Origin of the sequence: Oceanobacillus limi, from assembly GCF_900111445.1 — a bacterium.
Taxonomy (GTDB): Bacteria; Bacillota; Bacilli; order Bacillales; family Amphibacillaceae; genus Ornithinibacillus; species Ornithinibacillus limi.
Map to the genome: position 1 here is coordinate 14354 of NZ_FOHE01000023.1, position 16595 is coordinate 30948.

General features: G+C 38.6%; 17 protein-coding genes and 1 other annotated feature. All 17 genes read left to right on the top strand.

Annotation, left to right across the window (positions count from 1 at the left end; translation table 11 throughout):
• Window positions 1-2 precede the first annotated feature (2 nt).
• The 17 genes from BMX40_RS17330 (at window position 3) to rpsG (ending at window position 16576) form a co-directional block, all read left to right on the top strand.
• On the top strand, window positions 3-401 hold the full coding sequence (locus tag BMX40_RS17330; RefSeq protein WP_090872309.1) for a Mini-ribonuclease 3: 399 nt from the start codon (window positions 3-5) through the stop codon (window positions 399-401).
• A complete protein-coding gene (gene rlmB, locus BMX40_RS17335; RefSeq protein WP_090872311.1) occupies window positions 401-1144 on the top strand; it encodes a 23S rRNA (guanosine(2251)-2'-O)-methyltransferase RlmB in 744 nt (247 codons plus the stop codon). Before BMX40_RS17330 ends, rlmB begins: the two co-directional genes overlap by 1 nt.
• Before the next feature lie 2 nt (window positions 1145-1146).
• Window positions 1147-1656 (top strand): NYN domain-containing protein, encoded by a 510-nt coding sequence (locus BMX40_RS17340; RefSeq protein WP_090872313.1) that lies wholly within the window; start codon window positions 1147-1149, stop codon window positions 1654-1656.
• 233 nt (window positions 1657-1889) lie between these two features.
• Entirely contained in the window at window positions 1890-2540 is a 651-nt protein-coding gene (gene sigH, locus BMX40_RS17345) for an RNA polymerase sporulation sigma factor SigH (protein ID WP_090872315.1), read from the top strand.
• Window positions 2541-2638: 98 nt separating this feature from the next.
• A complete protein-coding gene (gene rpmG / locus BMX40_RS17350; protein ID WP_090872317.1) occupies window positions 2639-2788 on the top strand; it encodes a 50S ribosomal protein L33 in 150 nt (49 codons plus the stop codon).
• Window positions 2789-2824: 36 nt separating this feature from the next.
• The gene (gene secE, locus BMX40_RS17355; RefSeq protein ID WP_090872320.1) at window positions 2825-2992 is read left to right on the top strand and encodes a preprotein translocase subunit SecE; all 168 of its coding nucleotides are present in this window, start codon (window positions 2825-2827) and stop codon (window positions 2990-2992) included.
• Window positions 2993-3245: 253 nt separating this feature from the next.
• The gene (nusG, locus tag BMX40_RS17360) at window positions 3246-3779 is read left to right on the top strand and encodes a transcription termination/antitermination protein NusG (RefSeq protein ID WP_090872322.1); all 534 of its coding nucleotides are present in this window, start codon (window positions 3246-3248) and stop codon (window positions 3777-3779) included.
• A 165-nt stretch (window positions 3780-3944) separates the two neighbouring features.
• Window positions 3945-4370, top strand: coding sequence for a 50S ribosomal protein L11 (gene rplK / locus BMX40_RS17365; protein ID WP_139177966.1), 426 nt, complete (start codon window positions 3945-3947; stop codon window positions 4368-4370).
• A gap of 187 nt (window positions 4371-4557) precedes the next feature.
• The gene (gene rplA / locus BMX40_RS17370; protein ID WP_090872327.1) at window positions 4558-5250 is read left to right on the top strand and encodes a 50S ribosomal protein L1; all 693 of its coding nucleotides are present in this window, start codon (window positions 4558-4560) and stop codon (window positions 5248-5250) included.
• Window positions 5251-5362: 112 nt separating this feature from the next.
• Window positions 5363-5499 (top strand) — a sequence feature (ribosomal protein L10 leader region).
• Between the two features lie 44 nt (window positions 5500-5543).
• Window positions 5544-6044: a 50S ribosomal protein L10 gene (gene rplJ / locus BMX40_RS17375; protein ID WP_090872329.1), complete on the top strand. Its 501-nt coding sequence runs from the start codon at window positions 5544-5546 to the stop codon at window positions 6042-6044.
• Window positions 6045-6102: 58 nt separating this feature from the next.
• On the top strand, window positions 6103-6468 hold the full coding sequence (rplL, locus tag BMX40_RS17380) for a 50S ribosomal protein L7/L12 (protein WP_090872331.1): 366 nt from the start codon (window positions 6103-6105) through the stop codon (window positions 6466-6468).
• A 322-nt stretch (window positions 6469-6790) separates the two neighbouring features.
• Entirely contained in the window at window positions 6791-7393 is a 603-nt protein-coding gene (locus BMX40_RS17385) for a class I SAM-dependent methyltransferase (protein WP_090872333.1), read from the top strand.
• 490 nt (window positions 7394-7883) lie between these two features.
• The gene (rpoB, locus tag BMX40_RS17390; protein WP_090872335.1) at window positions 7884-11420 is read left to right on the top strand and encodes a DNA-directed RNA polymerase subunit beta; all 3537 of its coding nucleotides are present in this window, start codon (window positions 7884-7886) and stop codon (window positions 11418-11420) included.
• Window positions 11421-11530: 110 nt separating this feature from the next.
• Window positions 11531-15139: a DNA-directed RNA polymerase subunit beta' gene (gene rpoC, locus BMX40_RS17395; RefSeq protein WP_090872338.1), complete on the top strand. Its 3609-nt coding sequence runs from the start codon at window positions 11531-11533 to the stop codon at window positions 15137-15139.
• A gap of 137 nt (window positions 15140-15276) precedes the next feature.
• A complete protein-coding gene (locus tag BMX40_RS17400; protein WP_090872340.1) occupies window positions 15277-15543 on the top strand; it encodes a ribosomal L7Ae/L30e/S12e/Gadd45 family protein in 267 nt (88 codons plus the stop codon).
• Between the two features lie 107 nt (window positions 15544-15650).
• Window positions 15651-16064 (top strand): 30S ribosomal protein S12, encoded by a 414-nt coding sequence (rpsL, locus tag BMX40_RS17405; RefSeq protein ID WP_090872342.1) that lies wholly within the window; start codon window positions 15651-15653, stop codon window positions 16062-16064.
• Window positions 16065-16105: 41 nt separating this feature from the next.
• A complete protein-coding gene (gene rpsG / locus BMX40_RS17410) occupies window positions 16106-16576 on the top strand; it encodes a 30S ribosomal protein S7 (RefSeq protein WP_090872344.1) in 471 nt (156 codons plus the stop codon).
• Window positions 16577-16595 lie beyond the last annotated feature (19 nt).

The following is a 16595-nucleotide window of genomic DNA, read 5'->3' on the forward strand; positions in this document are numbered from 1 at the left end:
ACATGGATTTGAATGTTAAACAAATGAAAAGTCTAGCCCTCGCCTACATGGGCGATGCAATTTATGAAGTTTATGTTAGGGAGTACCTATTGAAAACAGGACAAGTGAAGCCCCAACAATTGCACAAGCATGCTGTTACCTTCGTATCTGCAAAAGCGCAATCAAGCGTTATATTAAACTGGTTAGAAGCGGATATACTTACAGATGAGGAACAAAGTATCGTTAAACGTGGTAGAAATGCAAAATCGGGTTCGATTCCCAAGAACACAAGTGTACAAACTTATCGTTATAGTACGGCATTTGAAGCGCTAATTGGATACCACTACTTATCAAATAATGAGGAAAGATTAGCTGAATTGCTAGATAAAGCGGTACAACAAACAGAAGGGAGTAAGCAATAGTGGATCAAGAGATGATAATCGGAAAAAATCCTGTAATGGAAGCATTAAAATCAGGCCGATCTGTTAATAAAGTTTTGCTTTCAGAACAATTAAATGCAAATGTACAAGGTAAGTTGATTTCACTTGGAAAATCTGCTGGAACGATTGTACAAAAAGTACCGAAAAATAAGCTAGATCGATTGTCAAATGGGAATCATCAAGGAGTAATTGCCTATGTTGCCTCCTATCAATATGCGGAAGTAGAGGATTTGTTTTTACGTGCTTCTGAAAGAGAAGAAGATCCGTTTTTTATAATATTGGATGAACTAGAGGATCCGCATAATCTAGGGTCTATTTTACGTACAGCAGATGCAACAGGCGTTCATGGAGTGATAATACCAAAACGGAGATCGGTGGGGTTGACTGCCACGGTAGCTAAAACAGCAGCTGGTGCAATGGAACACATACCAGTTGCACGAGTAACGAATATAGCCAATACAATTGATGAACTAAAGCAGCGTAATGTGTGGGTCGTAGGGACAGAAGCGGAAGCTACAGAAGATTATCGAAAATTAGATGGAACAATGCCGCTCGCACTTGTGATTGGAAATGAAGGGAAAGGTATGAGTAGGTTAGTTCGGGATAAATGTGATTGGACTGTTAATCTTCCGATGAGTGGAAAAGTTTCCTCTTTAAATGCTTCAGTTGCTTGCGGTCTTTTACTCTATGAGGTGTTTCGAAAAAGGCATCCAATTGGTGAGTAATTATGGTTGTATTAGTGGTAGATGGATATAACATAATCGGGGACTGGGAAGAATTAAGAAGGCTAAAAGAAAAAGATATTGGACAAGCAAGAGACCGTCTCATTGAATGGATGGCAGAGTACCAGGCTTATTCAGGACACCGTGTTATCATCGTTTTTGATGCGTATTATGTAAGAGGCCTCCAAAGCAAATTGAAACAATATAAAGTAGAGGTTATTTATACGAGAGAAAAAGAAACTGCTGATGAATGCATCGAACGGTTGGTAAGAAAAATCAAAAATATAAAAACACAAGTTTATGTTGCCACGTCTGATTATGCAGAGCAACGAACGATTTTTGGTCAAGGCGCATTGCGTAAATCTGCAAGAGAACTTCAGATTGAGATGGATAATATTGAACGGGAAATTGAAGAGAAAGTGGAAGTACACAAAAATAATCGTCCACAAACTAAGATTGCCTTGGAAAAAGATATTCTAGAAAAATTTGAAAAATGGCGTCGAGGGGATTCATAAACGAAATACTTTGTTATAGATTGTGATGTTCGTTCCAATTCCGTTCCAGAAAAGCATTTCTTTTTTTGGAACGGTCATTACGTTGTAAAGATTCACTTTTAACATCTACATCAACGAAAAAACGTTTATAAAAAGGTGTTCTTCTGTTGTAGTACAAACTTTTGGTTGAGTTATTAAAACGCTTACTGTATAATAATATATATTTACAGTTGTGTGGTCAGGGGGCAGTATAGGTGAACATCAAGCAAAAGATACTTCAAAATAAAAAAATACAAACGCTTGATGACGATGATATAATTTGCTTGATCCATCAAGGGGATAATCAAGCATTGGATTTTTTGATAGATAAATACAAAAATTTTGTCCGCGCTAAAGCAAGAACCTATTTTCTAATAGGTGCTGATAAAGAAGATATTATTCAGGAAGGTATGATTGGTCTTTATAAGGCTATACGTGATTATGATGGAGAAAAACTATCTTCCTTTAAAGCATTTGCTGAGTTGTGTATTACAAGACAGATCATTACAGCCATTAAAACAGCCACAAGGCAAAAGCACATTCCATTAAATTCATATGTATCGTTGGACAAGCCTATATATGATGAAGAGTCAGACCGTACATTATTGGATGTCATTGCAGGATCAAAAGCAATTGACCCACAAGAATTGCTCGTAAACAGAGAAAAGTTCGGAGATATGGAAATAAAATTATCTGAATTATTGAGCGAATTCGAAAGGGATGTTCTTCAGTTATACTTAGATGGTAGATCCTACCAGGAAATCTCTGATGAATTGAAGAGGCATGTAAAATCAGTTGATAATGCACTGCAGCGTGTAAAACGGAAATTAGAGCAGTTACTCGCATCCAATGAAGTGAATACTTAAAAAGTATAGCGGCGAGTATGTGGTTGCCGAAAGTCGCATTGACACGGTCGGACAACCATGCTACATTTATAAAAGAAAACCCTTAGTGGGGTGAAGTGATGACGAAAAAAATTACTTTAGCGTGTGCAATTTGTTCAAGCAGAAATTATACTACGAATAAAAATGTATCCACACAATCTACACGTTTAGAAGTACGTAAATACTGTAAAACATGTGGAAAACATACATTGCATCGCGAAACGAAATAAGCGCATTCTTCGGGTAGAATTTGGGGAGGGTACAAAATGTTTAAATTCCTAAAAAATGTATCTCGTGAAATGAAAAAGGTTAGCTGGCCGAAAGGGAAAGAGCTAACAAGTTATACAATTACAGTTATTTCAACGGTTGTATTTGTTGCAGTTTTCTTCGCGATTATTGATCAACTCATAACATTGGTATTAAATCTGTTTTAAAGGATTTATTGAATAAATAGATTAAGATTATGTTATAATGTAAATAAATATAGTAAAATAAAAAACCCGGGAGAGAAAACGGGTTTTTTTAGTATTGTTTTTTTGTGTAGTTAGAAAATATATTTTTGCCAAGTAAAAGTGCAATGTAGACCACCGCTTTCAAGTCTTGGTGGTGGTTCTAATCGGTCTGAGTGGTAATTTTTATTTTATTATATCCAAAGGGAGGGAAGGACAACTAGATTGTCCTGATACAATGGAAAAGAACTGGTATGTTGTTCATACATATTCTGGGTATGAAAATAAAGTCAAAACGAATTTAGAAAAACGTGTAGAAACAATGGGTATGGAGGACAAGATCTTTCGCGTTATAGTACCCGAAGACGAAGAAGCGGAAATGAAAAATGGGAAGAAAAAGATTGTAAAGAAAAAAGTATTCCCTGGGTACGTGCTAGCTGAAATGATCATGACCGATGACTCTTGGTATGTGGTACGTAACACTCCTGGTGTGACGGGTTTTATTGGTTCGAGTGGTGGAGGAACAAAGCCAACACCGTTATTGCCGGATGAAGTTGATACCATCTTAAAACGAATGGGTATGGACGAGCCGGTTATGCAGATTGACTTCGAATTAAAAGAAAGTGTTCGAGTTACAGATGGGCCATTTTCGAATTTCACTGGCACAATTGAACACATAGACATGGATAAGCAAAAAATTAAAGTTCACGTAAACATGTTTGGTAGAGAAACCCCGGTTGAACTAGACTTTTCACAAATTGAGAAGCTATAGTCCAAATATTTACGGAGACAGACTTGCATTATTTGTAGATTCATGCTAAAATTCTTTTGTTATTCATGCTCTCTTTCCTTTGAGGGGGACATGGCTAAATAGGAGTGGGAGGGGACAAATCTAAACCCCTATTACCACATCACGGACTTTAAGGAGGTGTGTCTCGTGGCTAAAAAAGTAATCAAATTAGTTAAATTGCAAATTCCAGCTGGTAAAGCTAACCCAGCACCACCAGTAGGACCAGCTTTAGGTCAAGCAGGTGTTAATATCATGGGATTCTGTAAGGAATTTAACGCACGTACGCAAGATCAAGCGGGTATGATTATTCCGGTTGAAATTACAGTGTTTGAAGACCGTTCATTTACTTTTATTACAAAAACTCCACCGGCAGCGATATTGCTTAAGAAAGCAGCTGGTATCGAAACTGCTTCAGGTGAGCCAAACCGTAATAAAGTTGCGACTTTAAAACGTGATAAAGTAAAAGAAATTGCAGAAACTAAAATGCAAGATTTAAACGCCGCTGACGTAGAAGCAGCGATGCGCATGGTTGAAGGAACTGCGCGTAGTATGGGTATTGTCATTGAAGACTAATAACCATAAAAAATTTTAATAGACAAGGTTGCGGCAATGAGGTCTTCTTCGTTCGCGCAACCTTTTTCATGAATGTGATGTAACTTAAAAAGTTAAAGATCATTCCGTAAGCTTTATAAAGGTTCATTGGAGCTTTTATAAGTGGGAGGTATTACCGTTATAACCACAATAGAGGAGGAAATTTACAATGGCTAAAAGAGGTAAAAACTATCAAGAAGCTGCAAAGCTTGTTGATCGTTCAAAAGCATATGATATAAAAGAAGCTGTTACATTGTTAAAAGAAACAGCTAAAGCAAAATTTGATGAAACGGTAGAAGTCGCATTCCGTTTAGGAGTAGATCCTAAAAAAGCGGATCAACAAATCCGTGGCGCGATGGTATTACCACATGGTACTGGTAAAACACAACGCGTTTTAGTATTCGCTAAAGGCGATAAAGTAAAAGAAGCAGAAGCGGCTGGAGCAGATTATGTTGGAGATCAAGAGTTAATCAATAAAATCAACCAAGGTTGGTTTGAGTTTGATGTTATTGTTGCAACTCCAGACATGATGGCTGAAGTTGGTAAACTTGGACGTGTTTTAGGGCCAAAAGGATTAATGCCAAACCCTAAAACAGGAACGGTTACTTTCGAAGTGGAAAAAGCTGTACAAGAAATCAAAGCGGGTAAAGTAGAATATCGCGTTGACAAACAATCTAACATCCATGTGCCAATTGGAAAAATATCATTTGATAATGAAAAGTTAGTTGAAAACTTCGAAGCACTTGCTGATACGATTGTAAAAGCTAAGCCACAAGCTTCAAAAGGTACCTATTTACGTAATATCTCTGTTACTTCTACAATGGGACCTGGAATTAAAATCGATACTGCTAATTACCGTTAATTGGTAATTGACTTTATGGGATCAATTCGGTATACTAATTTTTGTTGGCGAAAGGGAAAGTTATAAACAATCTACTCGTCAAAAAATCTAGGCAAATGCCGGATTTTCTAATAAAATCGAATACGTTGTACCGTAGACAGTAGGTGCGAATAACGCTTAATATCCTGCCGAGGTGTTTAATATTAAATACAACTACACTTGTGTTTAGTTAAGCCTCCATGTCTACATGGAGGCTTTTATAATACTTGAGTTCATAAAACGGTATGATGGATGAATTTACAGGAGGTGGAATAATGTCTAAAGTTATCGAACAGAAGAAACAAGTGGTTCAAGAAATCGCTGATAAATTACGCGATAGCCAATCTACTGTACTAGTTGATTACCGTGGACTTGATGTTGCTGAAGTGACACAACTACGTAAGGAACTTCGTGAAGCTGGCGTTGAGTTTAAAGTTTACAAAAACACAATGGCTCGTCGTGCTGCTGAAGATGCTAATTTAAGTGAGTTGAATGAATTATTAGTTGGACCTACTGCAATTGCATTCAGTAAAGATGATGTGGTAGCACCTGCTAAAATTCTAAACAACTTCGCAAAAGATCATGAGGCGTTAGAAATCAAAGCTGGTGTTATTGAAGGCGAGATGGCAAGTCTTGACCAAATCAAAGAGCTTGCAGATCTACCAAACTACGAGGGTATGATTTCTATGCTACTAAGCGTGTTACAAGCACCAGTACGCAACTTTGCTTATGCTACAAAAGCTGTTGCCGAGCAAAAAGAAGAACAAGGTGCGTAAGTTAAACGCGAAATTTTATGTATGACTATATAAATTAAAAAACTAGGAGGAAACAAAAATGACTAAAGAGCAAATTATCGATGCTATTAAAGAAATGTCTGTATTAGACTTAAACGATTTAGTAAAAGCAATTGAAGAAGAATTCGGAGTAACTGCTGCAGCACCTGTTGCTGTTGCTGGTGGAGCTGCTGGCGGAGACGCTGGTGCAGAACAAACTGAGTTTGATGTTGTACTAGAAAGTGCTGGATCATCAAAAATTAAAGTTGTTAAAGCAGTACGTGAAATCACTGGTCTTGGCTTGAAAGATGCTAAAGAATTAGTAGATAACGCTCCAAAACCTGTTAAAGAAGGCGTATCTAAAGAAGAAGCTGAAGAGCTTAAAGGTCAACTAGAAGAAGCTGGAGCAACAGTTGAAGTTAAATAATTAATCTTTTAATGAGAGCTCGTCGTATTTTCGGCGAGCTCTACACTTACATATACGATCCCGCAATTAACTGGTTTCTTCAGTCAATTCTCGACCTGCATACCCTGACATTTAACAATTTTTGATAATAGTTTTAAAGGGTCGTGAAATAAGAAGAAAAAACACCACAACTTGGAATAGATGCATATAACTATGTCTATTATTAGGAGGTTGTGTGTTGTCTATTGATCTTGATCTTTAATAAGTGAAGGGAGGAGAGAACCTTCGCTATAGAAGTTAAATTCCTTTCTTCATAAAAAAACAGAGTAAAGTAGGTGCCCAAATGTCTGAGCATTACTTTTCACAAAAACCCCAATCAAAACGTTCACCCAAGACATGGAATTACCAACTAAAAGGAAAACAATATATATTTACGAGTGATATTGGTGTATTTTCGAAAAATGAGGTAGACTTTGGCTCAAGATTGCTTATTGAGAACTTTCGGCACCCTAATGTTTCAGGGGATATACTTGACATGGGATGTGGTTATGGACCGATAGGAGTCGTATTAGCGGACCACTACACGGATCGGAAAGTTATTATGGCCGATATTAATGAAAGAGCTTTAGAACTGGCTGAGGAAAATGCAAAACGTAATGGTGTGAACAATACATTGTTTGTGCATAGTAATCAATTTTCAGAACTAAAAGAACAGAAATACGCAGCTATCGTGACAAATCCACCGATTCGAGCTGGGAAAAAAGTTGTGCATGGAATTTTTGAAGAGAGTAAAGTATCGCTTGTCACTGGTGGAGAGTTGTGGGTTGTCATCCAAAAAAAACAAGGAGCGCCATCTGCTAAAGACAAACTAGAATCTTTGTTTGGTGAGGTAGACGTTATTGCTCGTGATAAGGGATATTTTATTTTACACGCTATAAATGATTGACTTAATAAGAATTGATATGGTAACATAATAAAATGCTAACATGGGACTTCTTTTGTCAAGAGGAATTTTTATGAAATGTATAAATCATTTGTATTCGGAAACACTAATAAAATCGAGATCGTTCGTATTTCTAGTATTTCCCTATACATATTGTTTCGAAAGTGATGTTTTTGAAAATCTATTTCTTTTTAAAATGATACCCCATTATTCTAGGGTTGGCAAGTATGATTTAATAGCTTGCTGAAAATCTCTGTGTAAAATTCCTATTTAAGAATCCTGTACCTATCCCCAATAAACGATTGAACTAAAGCCATTCGTGGAATGGGGATGAACGATGTTAGTAACTACTTTTTTACTTATAGTGTTAATAATCGGAGGATTCAACACCATTATGATAAAGGTGAAATCGGGTGTGGTTCTCTGAAAAATATATATGTGAACATACTATTATTCACAGAACAAAAAACGCATGATTTGAGAGGTGAAGCAGTTGACAGGTCAACTAGTTCAATATGGACGGCACCGGCAGCGCAGAAGTTATGCGCGTATTAGTGAAGTATTAGAATTACCCAATCTTATCGAAATCCAAACCGCTTCCTATCAATGGTTTCTAGAAGAAGGTTTGCGAGAAATGTTTCAAGACATTTCTCCGATTGAGGATTTTACAGGAAATCTATCCTTAGAGTTTGTGGATTATAGTTTAGGTGATCCTAAATATCCTGTAGGTGAATCAAAGGAAAGAGATGTGACATACAATGCTCCACTTCGCGTGAAAGTCCGTTTGATTAATAACGAAACTGGCGAAGTAAAAGAACAAGAAGTATTCATGGGAGATTTCCCTCTAATGACAGACACGGGAACGTTTGTTATTAATGGTGCGGAACGAGTTATCGTTTCACAACTTGTGCGTTCTCCGAGTGTCTACTATAACGAAAAGATAGACAAAAACGGTAAAAGAGGCGTTGCGGCAACTGTTATACCTAACCGTGGTGCATGGTTAGAATTTGAAACAGATGCTAAAGATGTCGCTCATGTTCGTATTGACCGCACACGAAAATTACCAATCACGGTACTATTACGTGCACTTGGTTTTGGTACAGATCAAGAGATAATTGATCTTATTGGCGATAACGAATACCTAATTAATACATTAGAAAAAGATAATACCGAAACAACAGAAAAAGCATTATTAGAAATTTATGAGCGATTGCGTCCTGGTGAGCCGCCAACAGTAGAAAATGCAAAAAGTCTATTAGTTTCTCGATTTTTTGATCCAAAACGATATGATTTAGCGCATGTTGGACGCTATAAAATGAATAAGAAGCTACACATAAAGAATCGCTTATTTAACCAGGTTTTAGCGGAAACTATTGTTGATCCTGAAACAGGTGAAGTATTAGCCCAAAAAGGCGATAAATTGGAAAGAAAGCTTTTAGATAAGATAATCCCTTATTTGGATAACAAAGATGATATGCTTGGCGAAAAAGTTCTTGAACCACAAGAAGGTGTGTTAGATGACCCTGTTCGACTTCAATCGATTAAGATTGTGGATCCCACTGACCCAAGTGGTGAACGAGAGCTAAACGTTATCGGGAATGCAAATATTGATACAAGTGTTAAGAACATAACACCTGCCGATATTTTGTCGTCGATTAGTTATTTCTTTAACTTACTTCATCAAGTTGGAGATACAGATGACATCGATCATCTTGGGAATCGTAGACTACGTTCTGTTGGGGAATTACTACAAAATCAATTCCGCATTGGGTTATCTCGTATGGAGCGAGTAGTAAGAGAAAGAATGTCCATTCAAGATACATCTAGTGTGACACCTCAGCAGCTAATAAATATTCGTCCAGTGATTGCTTCTATCAAAGAATTCTTTGGTAGCTCCCAGTTATCTCAGTTCATGGATCAAACAAACCCATTAGCCGAGTTAACGCATAAGCGTCGTTTGTCCGCACTTGGACCAGGTGGATTGACTCGTGAACGTGCAGGATTTGAAGTTCGTGACGTTCACTACTCTCACTATGGTCGTATGTGTCCGATTGAAACACCAGAGGGACCAAACATTGGATTGATAAACTCGTTATCAAGTTATGCAAAAGTGAATAAATTTGGTTTTATTGAAACGCCTTACCGTCGAGTCGACCCAGAAACCGGTAAAGTTACCGCGCAAATTGATTACCTTACTGCTGACGAGGAAGATAATTACGTAGTGGCACAGGCGAACGCGAGGTTGGATGATGATGGTAGTTTCTCAGATGAGGAAGTAATCGCTCGTTTCCGTGGTGAAAATACTGCGGTAGCAAGAGATCGCATCGATTATATGGATGTATCACCGAAACAGGTAGTTTCTGCAGCGACAGCATGTATCCCATTCTTGGAAAATGATGACTCCAACCGTGCATTGATGGGTGCGAACATGCAGCGACAAGCAGTGCTGTTGTTAAGTCCGAAATCACCTATTGTAGGTACGGGTATGGAATATGTATCAGGGAAAGACTCTGGTGCAGCGGTTATTTGCCGTAATGCAGGGGTTGTTGAACGCGTGGAAGCAAAAGAGGTTCACGTTCGTCGTATTACTGAAGTTGATGGTAAAGAAGTGAAAGGCGATGTTGATCGTTATAAATTGCAGAAATTCATTCGTTCTAACCAAGGAACTTGTTATAACCAACGCCCGATCGTGAGCGAAGGTGATCGCGTAACGAAAGGTGAAATATTAGCAGACGGTCCTTCCATGGAAGACGGAGAATTAGCGCTTGGGCAAAATGTTCTAGTCGGTTTCATGACATGGGAAGGTTACAACTATGAGGATGCCATCATCATGAGTGAACGATTGGTAAAAGATGATGTTTATACCTCTATCCACATCGAAGAATACGAGTCAGAAGCACGTGACACGAAATTAGGGCCAGAAGAAATTACGCGAGATATCCCAAATGTTGGTGAAGAAGCACTTAAGAATTTGAACGAACAAGGGATTATCCGTGTTGGGGCAGAAGTAACAGATGGTGACATTTTAGTAGGTAAAGTAACGCCAAAAGGTGTGACTGAATTATCTGCTGAAGAACGCCTGTTACATGCTATCTTTGGTGAAAAAGCTCGAGAGGTTCGTGATACATCCTTACGTGTTCCGCATGGAGCTGGTGGGATCGTATTAGATGTTAAAGTCTTCAACCGTGAAGATGGAGATGAATTACCTCCAGGCGTAAATGAACTTGTCCGCGTGTATATTGTGCAAAAGCGTAAGATTCATGAAGGAGATAAGATGGCTGGACGTCACGGTAATAAAGGTGTTATCTCCAGAATCTTACCTGAAGAGGATATGCCATTCTTACCTGATGGTACACCGATTGACATTATGCTTAACCCGTTGGGGGTACCTTCTCGTATGAACATCGGACAGGTACTTGAGTTGCATTTAGGTATGGCCGCTAGAGAGCTTGGTATCCATGTTGCTTCACCTGTATTTGATGGTGCTCGTGAAGAAGATGTCTGGGGTACATTAGAAGAAGCCGGGTTGTCTCGAGATGCGAAAACAGTCCTTTATGATGGAAGAACCGGCGAACCTTTTGATAACCGTGTATCAGTTGGAGTTATGTACATGATCAAGCTAGCGCATATGGTTGATGACAAACTTCACGCTCGTTCAACTGGACCTTATTCACTTGTAACGCAACAACCACTCGGTGGTAAAGCTCAATTTGGTGGGCAACGTTTCGGGGAAATGGAGGTATGGGCATTAGAAGCCTATGGTGCAGCATATACCCTTCAAGAGATATTAACAGTTAAATCAGATGATGTTGTTGGTCGTGTGAAAACATATGAATCAATTGTTAAAGGGGATAATGTTCCAGAACCAGGTGTTCCAGAATCCTTCAAAGTACTCATTAAAGAGTTGCAAAGTCTTGGAATGGATGTGAAAATCCTTTCTAGTGATGATACAGAAATTGAGATGCGTGAATTAGAAGATGAAGAAACGCAGGCAGCGAGCAAGTTAAATATCGAAGTAGAAGAAAACTAAGGAACTAGTTTTATTCAATGAAGAGGGAGCAGAAAGTTAGAGCATACTAATTTTCATCCCTCTATTAAATAAATGGTAGTAAAAACGCACATTAAAAGGGAGGTATACCCTTGCTAGATGTAAACAACTTTGAGTATATGAAAATAGGCTTATCTTCACCGGAGAAAATTAGATCTTGGTCATATGGCGAGGTAAAAAAACCAGAAACAATTAACTATCGTACGTTAAAACCTGAAAAAGACGGTTTGTTTTGTGAACGAATTTTTGGGCCTCAAAAAGATTGGGAATGTCATTGTGGTAAATATAAGCGTGTACGTTACAAGGGAGTAGTCTGTGATCGTTGTGGTGTAGAAGTAACCAAAGCAAAAGTCCGTCGTGAACGGATGGGTCACATAGAGTTAGCAGCACCTGTATCTCATATTTGGTACTTCAAAGGAATACCAAGTCGTATGGGGCTCGTTTTAGACATGTCTCCACGTGCGCTAGAAGAGGTTATTTATTTTGCTGCTTATGTAGTAACCGATCCAGGTAGCACACCTCTGGAAAAGAAACAGCTATTATCAGAAAAAGAATATCGTGCTTATTATGATAAGTATGGTGCAACATTCAAGGCGCAAATGGGTGCAGAGGCAATCCGTAAATTATTACAAGATGTAGATCTTGATAATGAAGTAGATGCCTTGAAAGAAGAATTAAAAACAGCACAAGGGCAGCGAAGAACTCGTGCAATTAAACGCTTAGAAGTTTTAGAAGCTTTTCGTAACTCGGGAAATGACGCTTCTTGGATGATCTTAGATGTTCTACCGGTAATTCCTCCGGAGATTCGTCCTATGGTTCAACTAGATGGTGGACGTTTTGCGACTTCTGATTTGAATGATTTATACCGTCGTGTAATTAATCGTAATAATCGTCTAAAACGATTATTAGATTTAGGTGCACCAAGTATAATTGTGCAAAATGAAAAGCGTATGCTTCAAGAAGCGGTTGATGCGCTAATTGATAACGGCCGACGCGGTCGTCCTGTAACTGGTCCAGGAAATCGTCCATTAAAATCCTTATCACATATGTTAAAAGGGAAGCAAGGACGTTTCCGTCAAAACCTATTAGGTAAACGTGTTGATTATTCTGGCCGTTCTGTAATCGTTGTTGGACCACATTTGAAAATGTACCAATGCGGATTGCCGAAAGAAATGGCACTTGAATTATTTAAGCCGTTTATCATGAAGGAATTAGTAGAACGCGGTATAGCTCATAATATTAAGTCCGCGAAACGTAAAATTGAACGTGTTCACCCTGATGTGTGGGGTGTGTTGGAGGAAGTAATCAAGGAACACCCAGTACTTCTAAACCGTGCACCTACCTTGCATAGATTAGGAATTCAAGCATTCGAGCCTACTTTGGTAGAAGGTCGAGCAATTCGCTTGCATCCACTTGTTTGTACAGCGTATAACGCGGACTTTGACGGAGACCAAATGGCTGTACACGTACCATTATCAGCAGAGGCACAAGCAGAGGCGCGTATTTTGATGTTAGCTGCTCAAAATATTTTGAATCCGAAAGATGGGAAGCCTGTTGTTACTCCATCACAGGATATGGTATTAGGAAACTATTATCTAACCTTAGAGCGCGAGGACGCATATGGTGAAGGTGCAGTATTTAAAGATACGAGCGAAGCTATGCTGGCATACCAAAATGGATATGTTCATCTGCATACTCGCGTTGCTGTTCAAGCATCAAGCTTGAATAATAGAACCTTTACAGATAAACAACAAAATCAATTATTACTGACAACGGTAGGGAAATTGATTTTTAATGAAATATTACCAGATTCCTTCCCTTACATTAATGAACCTACCAAGGAAAACTTAGAAGTGAGCACTCCTTCTAAATATTTCGTTGAGGATGGAACAAATATTAGGGAAGAAATCAAAAACCGAGAAATAATCAAGCCATTTAAGAAAGGTTTCCTAGGGGATATTATTGCCGAAGTGTTTAAACGATTCCAGATCAGTGAAACCTCAAAAATGCTTGACCGTATGAAAGACTTAGGATTTAGCTACTCTACAAAAGCAGGTATGACTGTTGGGGTATCAGATATTGTTGTATTAGCGGAGAAAGAGGCTATCTTAGAAGAAGCACAATCTAAAGTTGATAAAGTGTTGAAACAATTCCGCCGTGGTTTAATAACTGAAGAAGAAAGATATGATCGCGTTATTGCAATTTGGTCACAGGCGAAGGATACGATTCAAGATAAATTAATGCAGTCCTTAGATATCCGCAACCCAATCTTTATGATGAGTGACTCAGGTGCAAGAGGTAACGCATCTAACTTTACTCAGTTAGCTGGTATGCGTGGTCTAATGGCGAACCCAGCTGGTCGAATTATTGAGTTACCGATTAAATCAAGTTTCCGCGAAGGTCTAACTGTATTAGAGTACTTTATTTCAACACATGGTGCTCGTAAAGGATTGGCCGATACAGCACTAAAAACTGCTGACTCAGGTTACTTGACTCGTCGACTCGTTGATGTAGCACAAGATGTAATAGTTCGTGAAACAGATTGTGGTACTGATCGTGGTTTAACTGTCTCTGCATTAATGGACGGTACCGAAATAATCGAGCCTTTAATTGACCGATTAATTGGCCGTACATCGTTTGAAACAATTGTTCATCCAGAAACAAATGAAGTGATTGTTGATAGTGATACTGTTATTTCTGAGGATCAGGCGAAAGAAGTAGTTGAAGCTGGTGTGGAAGAAGTAACAATTCGCTCGGTGTTCACATGTAATACAAAACATGGTGTATGTAAAAAATGTTACGGTCGCAACTTAGCTACAGGTTCTGAAGTTGAAGTTGGAGAAGCGGTTGGAATTATTGCTGCTCAATCAATTGGTGAACCAGGAACACAGTTGACAATGCGTACATTCCACACAGGTGGTGTAGCAGGAGACGATATTACACAAGGTCTTCCACGTATTCAAGAACTGTTTGAGGCTCGTAATCCAAAAGGGCAAGCGGTTATTAGTGAAATTCATGGAACCGTGCATGAGGTAGTTGAAGTGAAAGATAAACAAGAAATTGTTATCCAAGGTGATGTAGAATCAAGGTCTTATGCAGTGCCTTATAACGCCCGTCTAAAAGTTTCGGTTGGCGATGAGGTTATTGCTGGGCAAGAACTAACAGAAGGTTCTATTGATCCGAAAGCACTGATACGTGTTCAAGGTGTTGAAGGTGTTCAAAACTACATTTTACGTGAAGTACAACGTGTATACCGTATGCAAGGTGTTGAAATAGGCGATAAACACGTAGAAGTAATGGTTCGTCAAATGCTACGTAAAATCAGAGTAATTGACTCTGGAGATACGGATGTATTGCCGGGATCACTACTTGAAATTCACCAATTTAAAGATGCAAACAAATCTGTATTGGTTAACGGTGAGCAACCAGCAGTTGGTAAACCGGTACTACTCGGTATTACAAAAGCATCACTTGAAACAGATTCATTCTTATCTGCAGCATCCTTCCAAGAAACAACTAGAGTTTTAACAGATGCAGCCATAAAAGGTAAGCGCGATGAATTACTTGGATTAAAAGAGAATGTTATTATAGGTAAGCTTGTTCCTGCAGGTACTGGAATGCAACGATATCGTAAAATTCAAGTACCAGAAGATCAGGTAGAAGAAAATGATGTAGAGGATATAGAACAACCAGTTCAATAGAATGACGGGCTTGTTCAACAAGTAATATATTGGGAGCACCAAAAATCTTTAAAATTAAGTTGACATTAAAATGTTAGTTTGATAATATATTCTAGGTGCTTCCGATTCATTCTTGTTACTTTGGAGGATATGAGAAAATGTCTTATGAGAAAGTAGCGCAATTAAAATCTCGAGTGATTATCGGAACAAAACAAACACTTAAAGCCATGAAAGATGGCGAAATAAGTGAAGTGTATCTTGCTGAAGATGCTGATCAGCAAATAACACAAAAAGTGCAAGATTTAGCCGAAGCGCTTGATATACCATATCGGCGTGTAGATTCCAAAGATAAGTTAGGTAACGCTTGTGGTATAGATGTTGGCGCATCAACCGTAGCAATAAAAAAAGATAGTTTTGGCGATTGATTCGCGAAAGCTTTGTTTTTGCCCAAAGATGAACCGCCTGGATGTGTGGGTTTACAACAAGGGCTTGCTAATTAATAGTTTATCAACGAGAAGGGAGGAACATAAAAATGCCTACAATTAACCAACTAGTACGCAAAGGTCGCGTAAGTAAAGGGAAAAAATCAGATTCACCAGCACTTAACAAAGGGTACAATAGCTTTAAGAAGTCATTAACTGACGAAAGCTCACCACAAAAACGTGGAGTATGTACTCGTGTTGGAACACTAACACCTAAGAAACCGAACTCTGCACTTCGTAAATATGCACGTGTTCGTTTGTCTAACAACATGGAGGTAACTGCATATATCCCAGGAATTGGACACAACCTACAAGAACACAGTGTTGTTTTGATTCGCGGTGGTCGTGTAAAAGACTTACCAGGGGTTCGTTATCACATTGTACGTGGTGCTCTTGATACTGCAGGAGTAGACGGACGTATGCAAGGACGCTCTAAATACGGAACAAAACGCCCTAAAAAATAAGTTATTAGGTTAACATCATAGATAGGAAAGGAGGGGGACATATGCCACGTAAAGGACCAGTACCTAAGCGCGATGTCTTGCCAGATCCACTTTATAAATCAAAATTAGTAACTCGCTTGATCAACCAAATTATGATTGATGGTAAACGAGGTAAGGCACAAAAAATTCTTTATAATGCATTTGAACTTGTTGGAGAAAGAAGCGGACAAAATCCGATGGAAGTTTTTGAACAAGCAATGAAAAATGTAATGCCTGTTCTTGAAGTTCGTGCTAGACGTGTTGGGGGATCAAACTACCAAGTACCTGTTGAGGTACGCCCTGAACGCCGTCAAGCATTAGGATTACGTTACATTGTTAACTACTCACGTCTACGCGGAGAAAAAACAATGGAAGAACGTCTTGCTAATGAAATTCTAGACGCTTCTAACAATACAGGAGCTTCTGTTAAGAAACGTGAAGAAATGCATAAAATGGCTGAAGCGAACAAAGCATTCGCTCACTATCGTTGGTAATAATAACCAAACTAAAGCA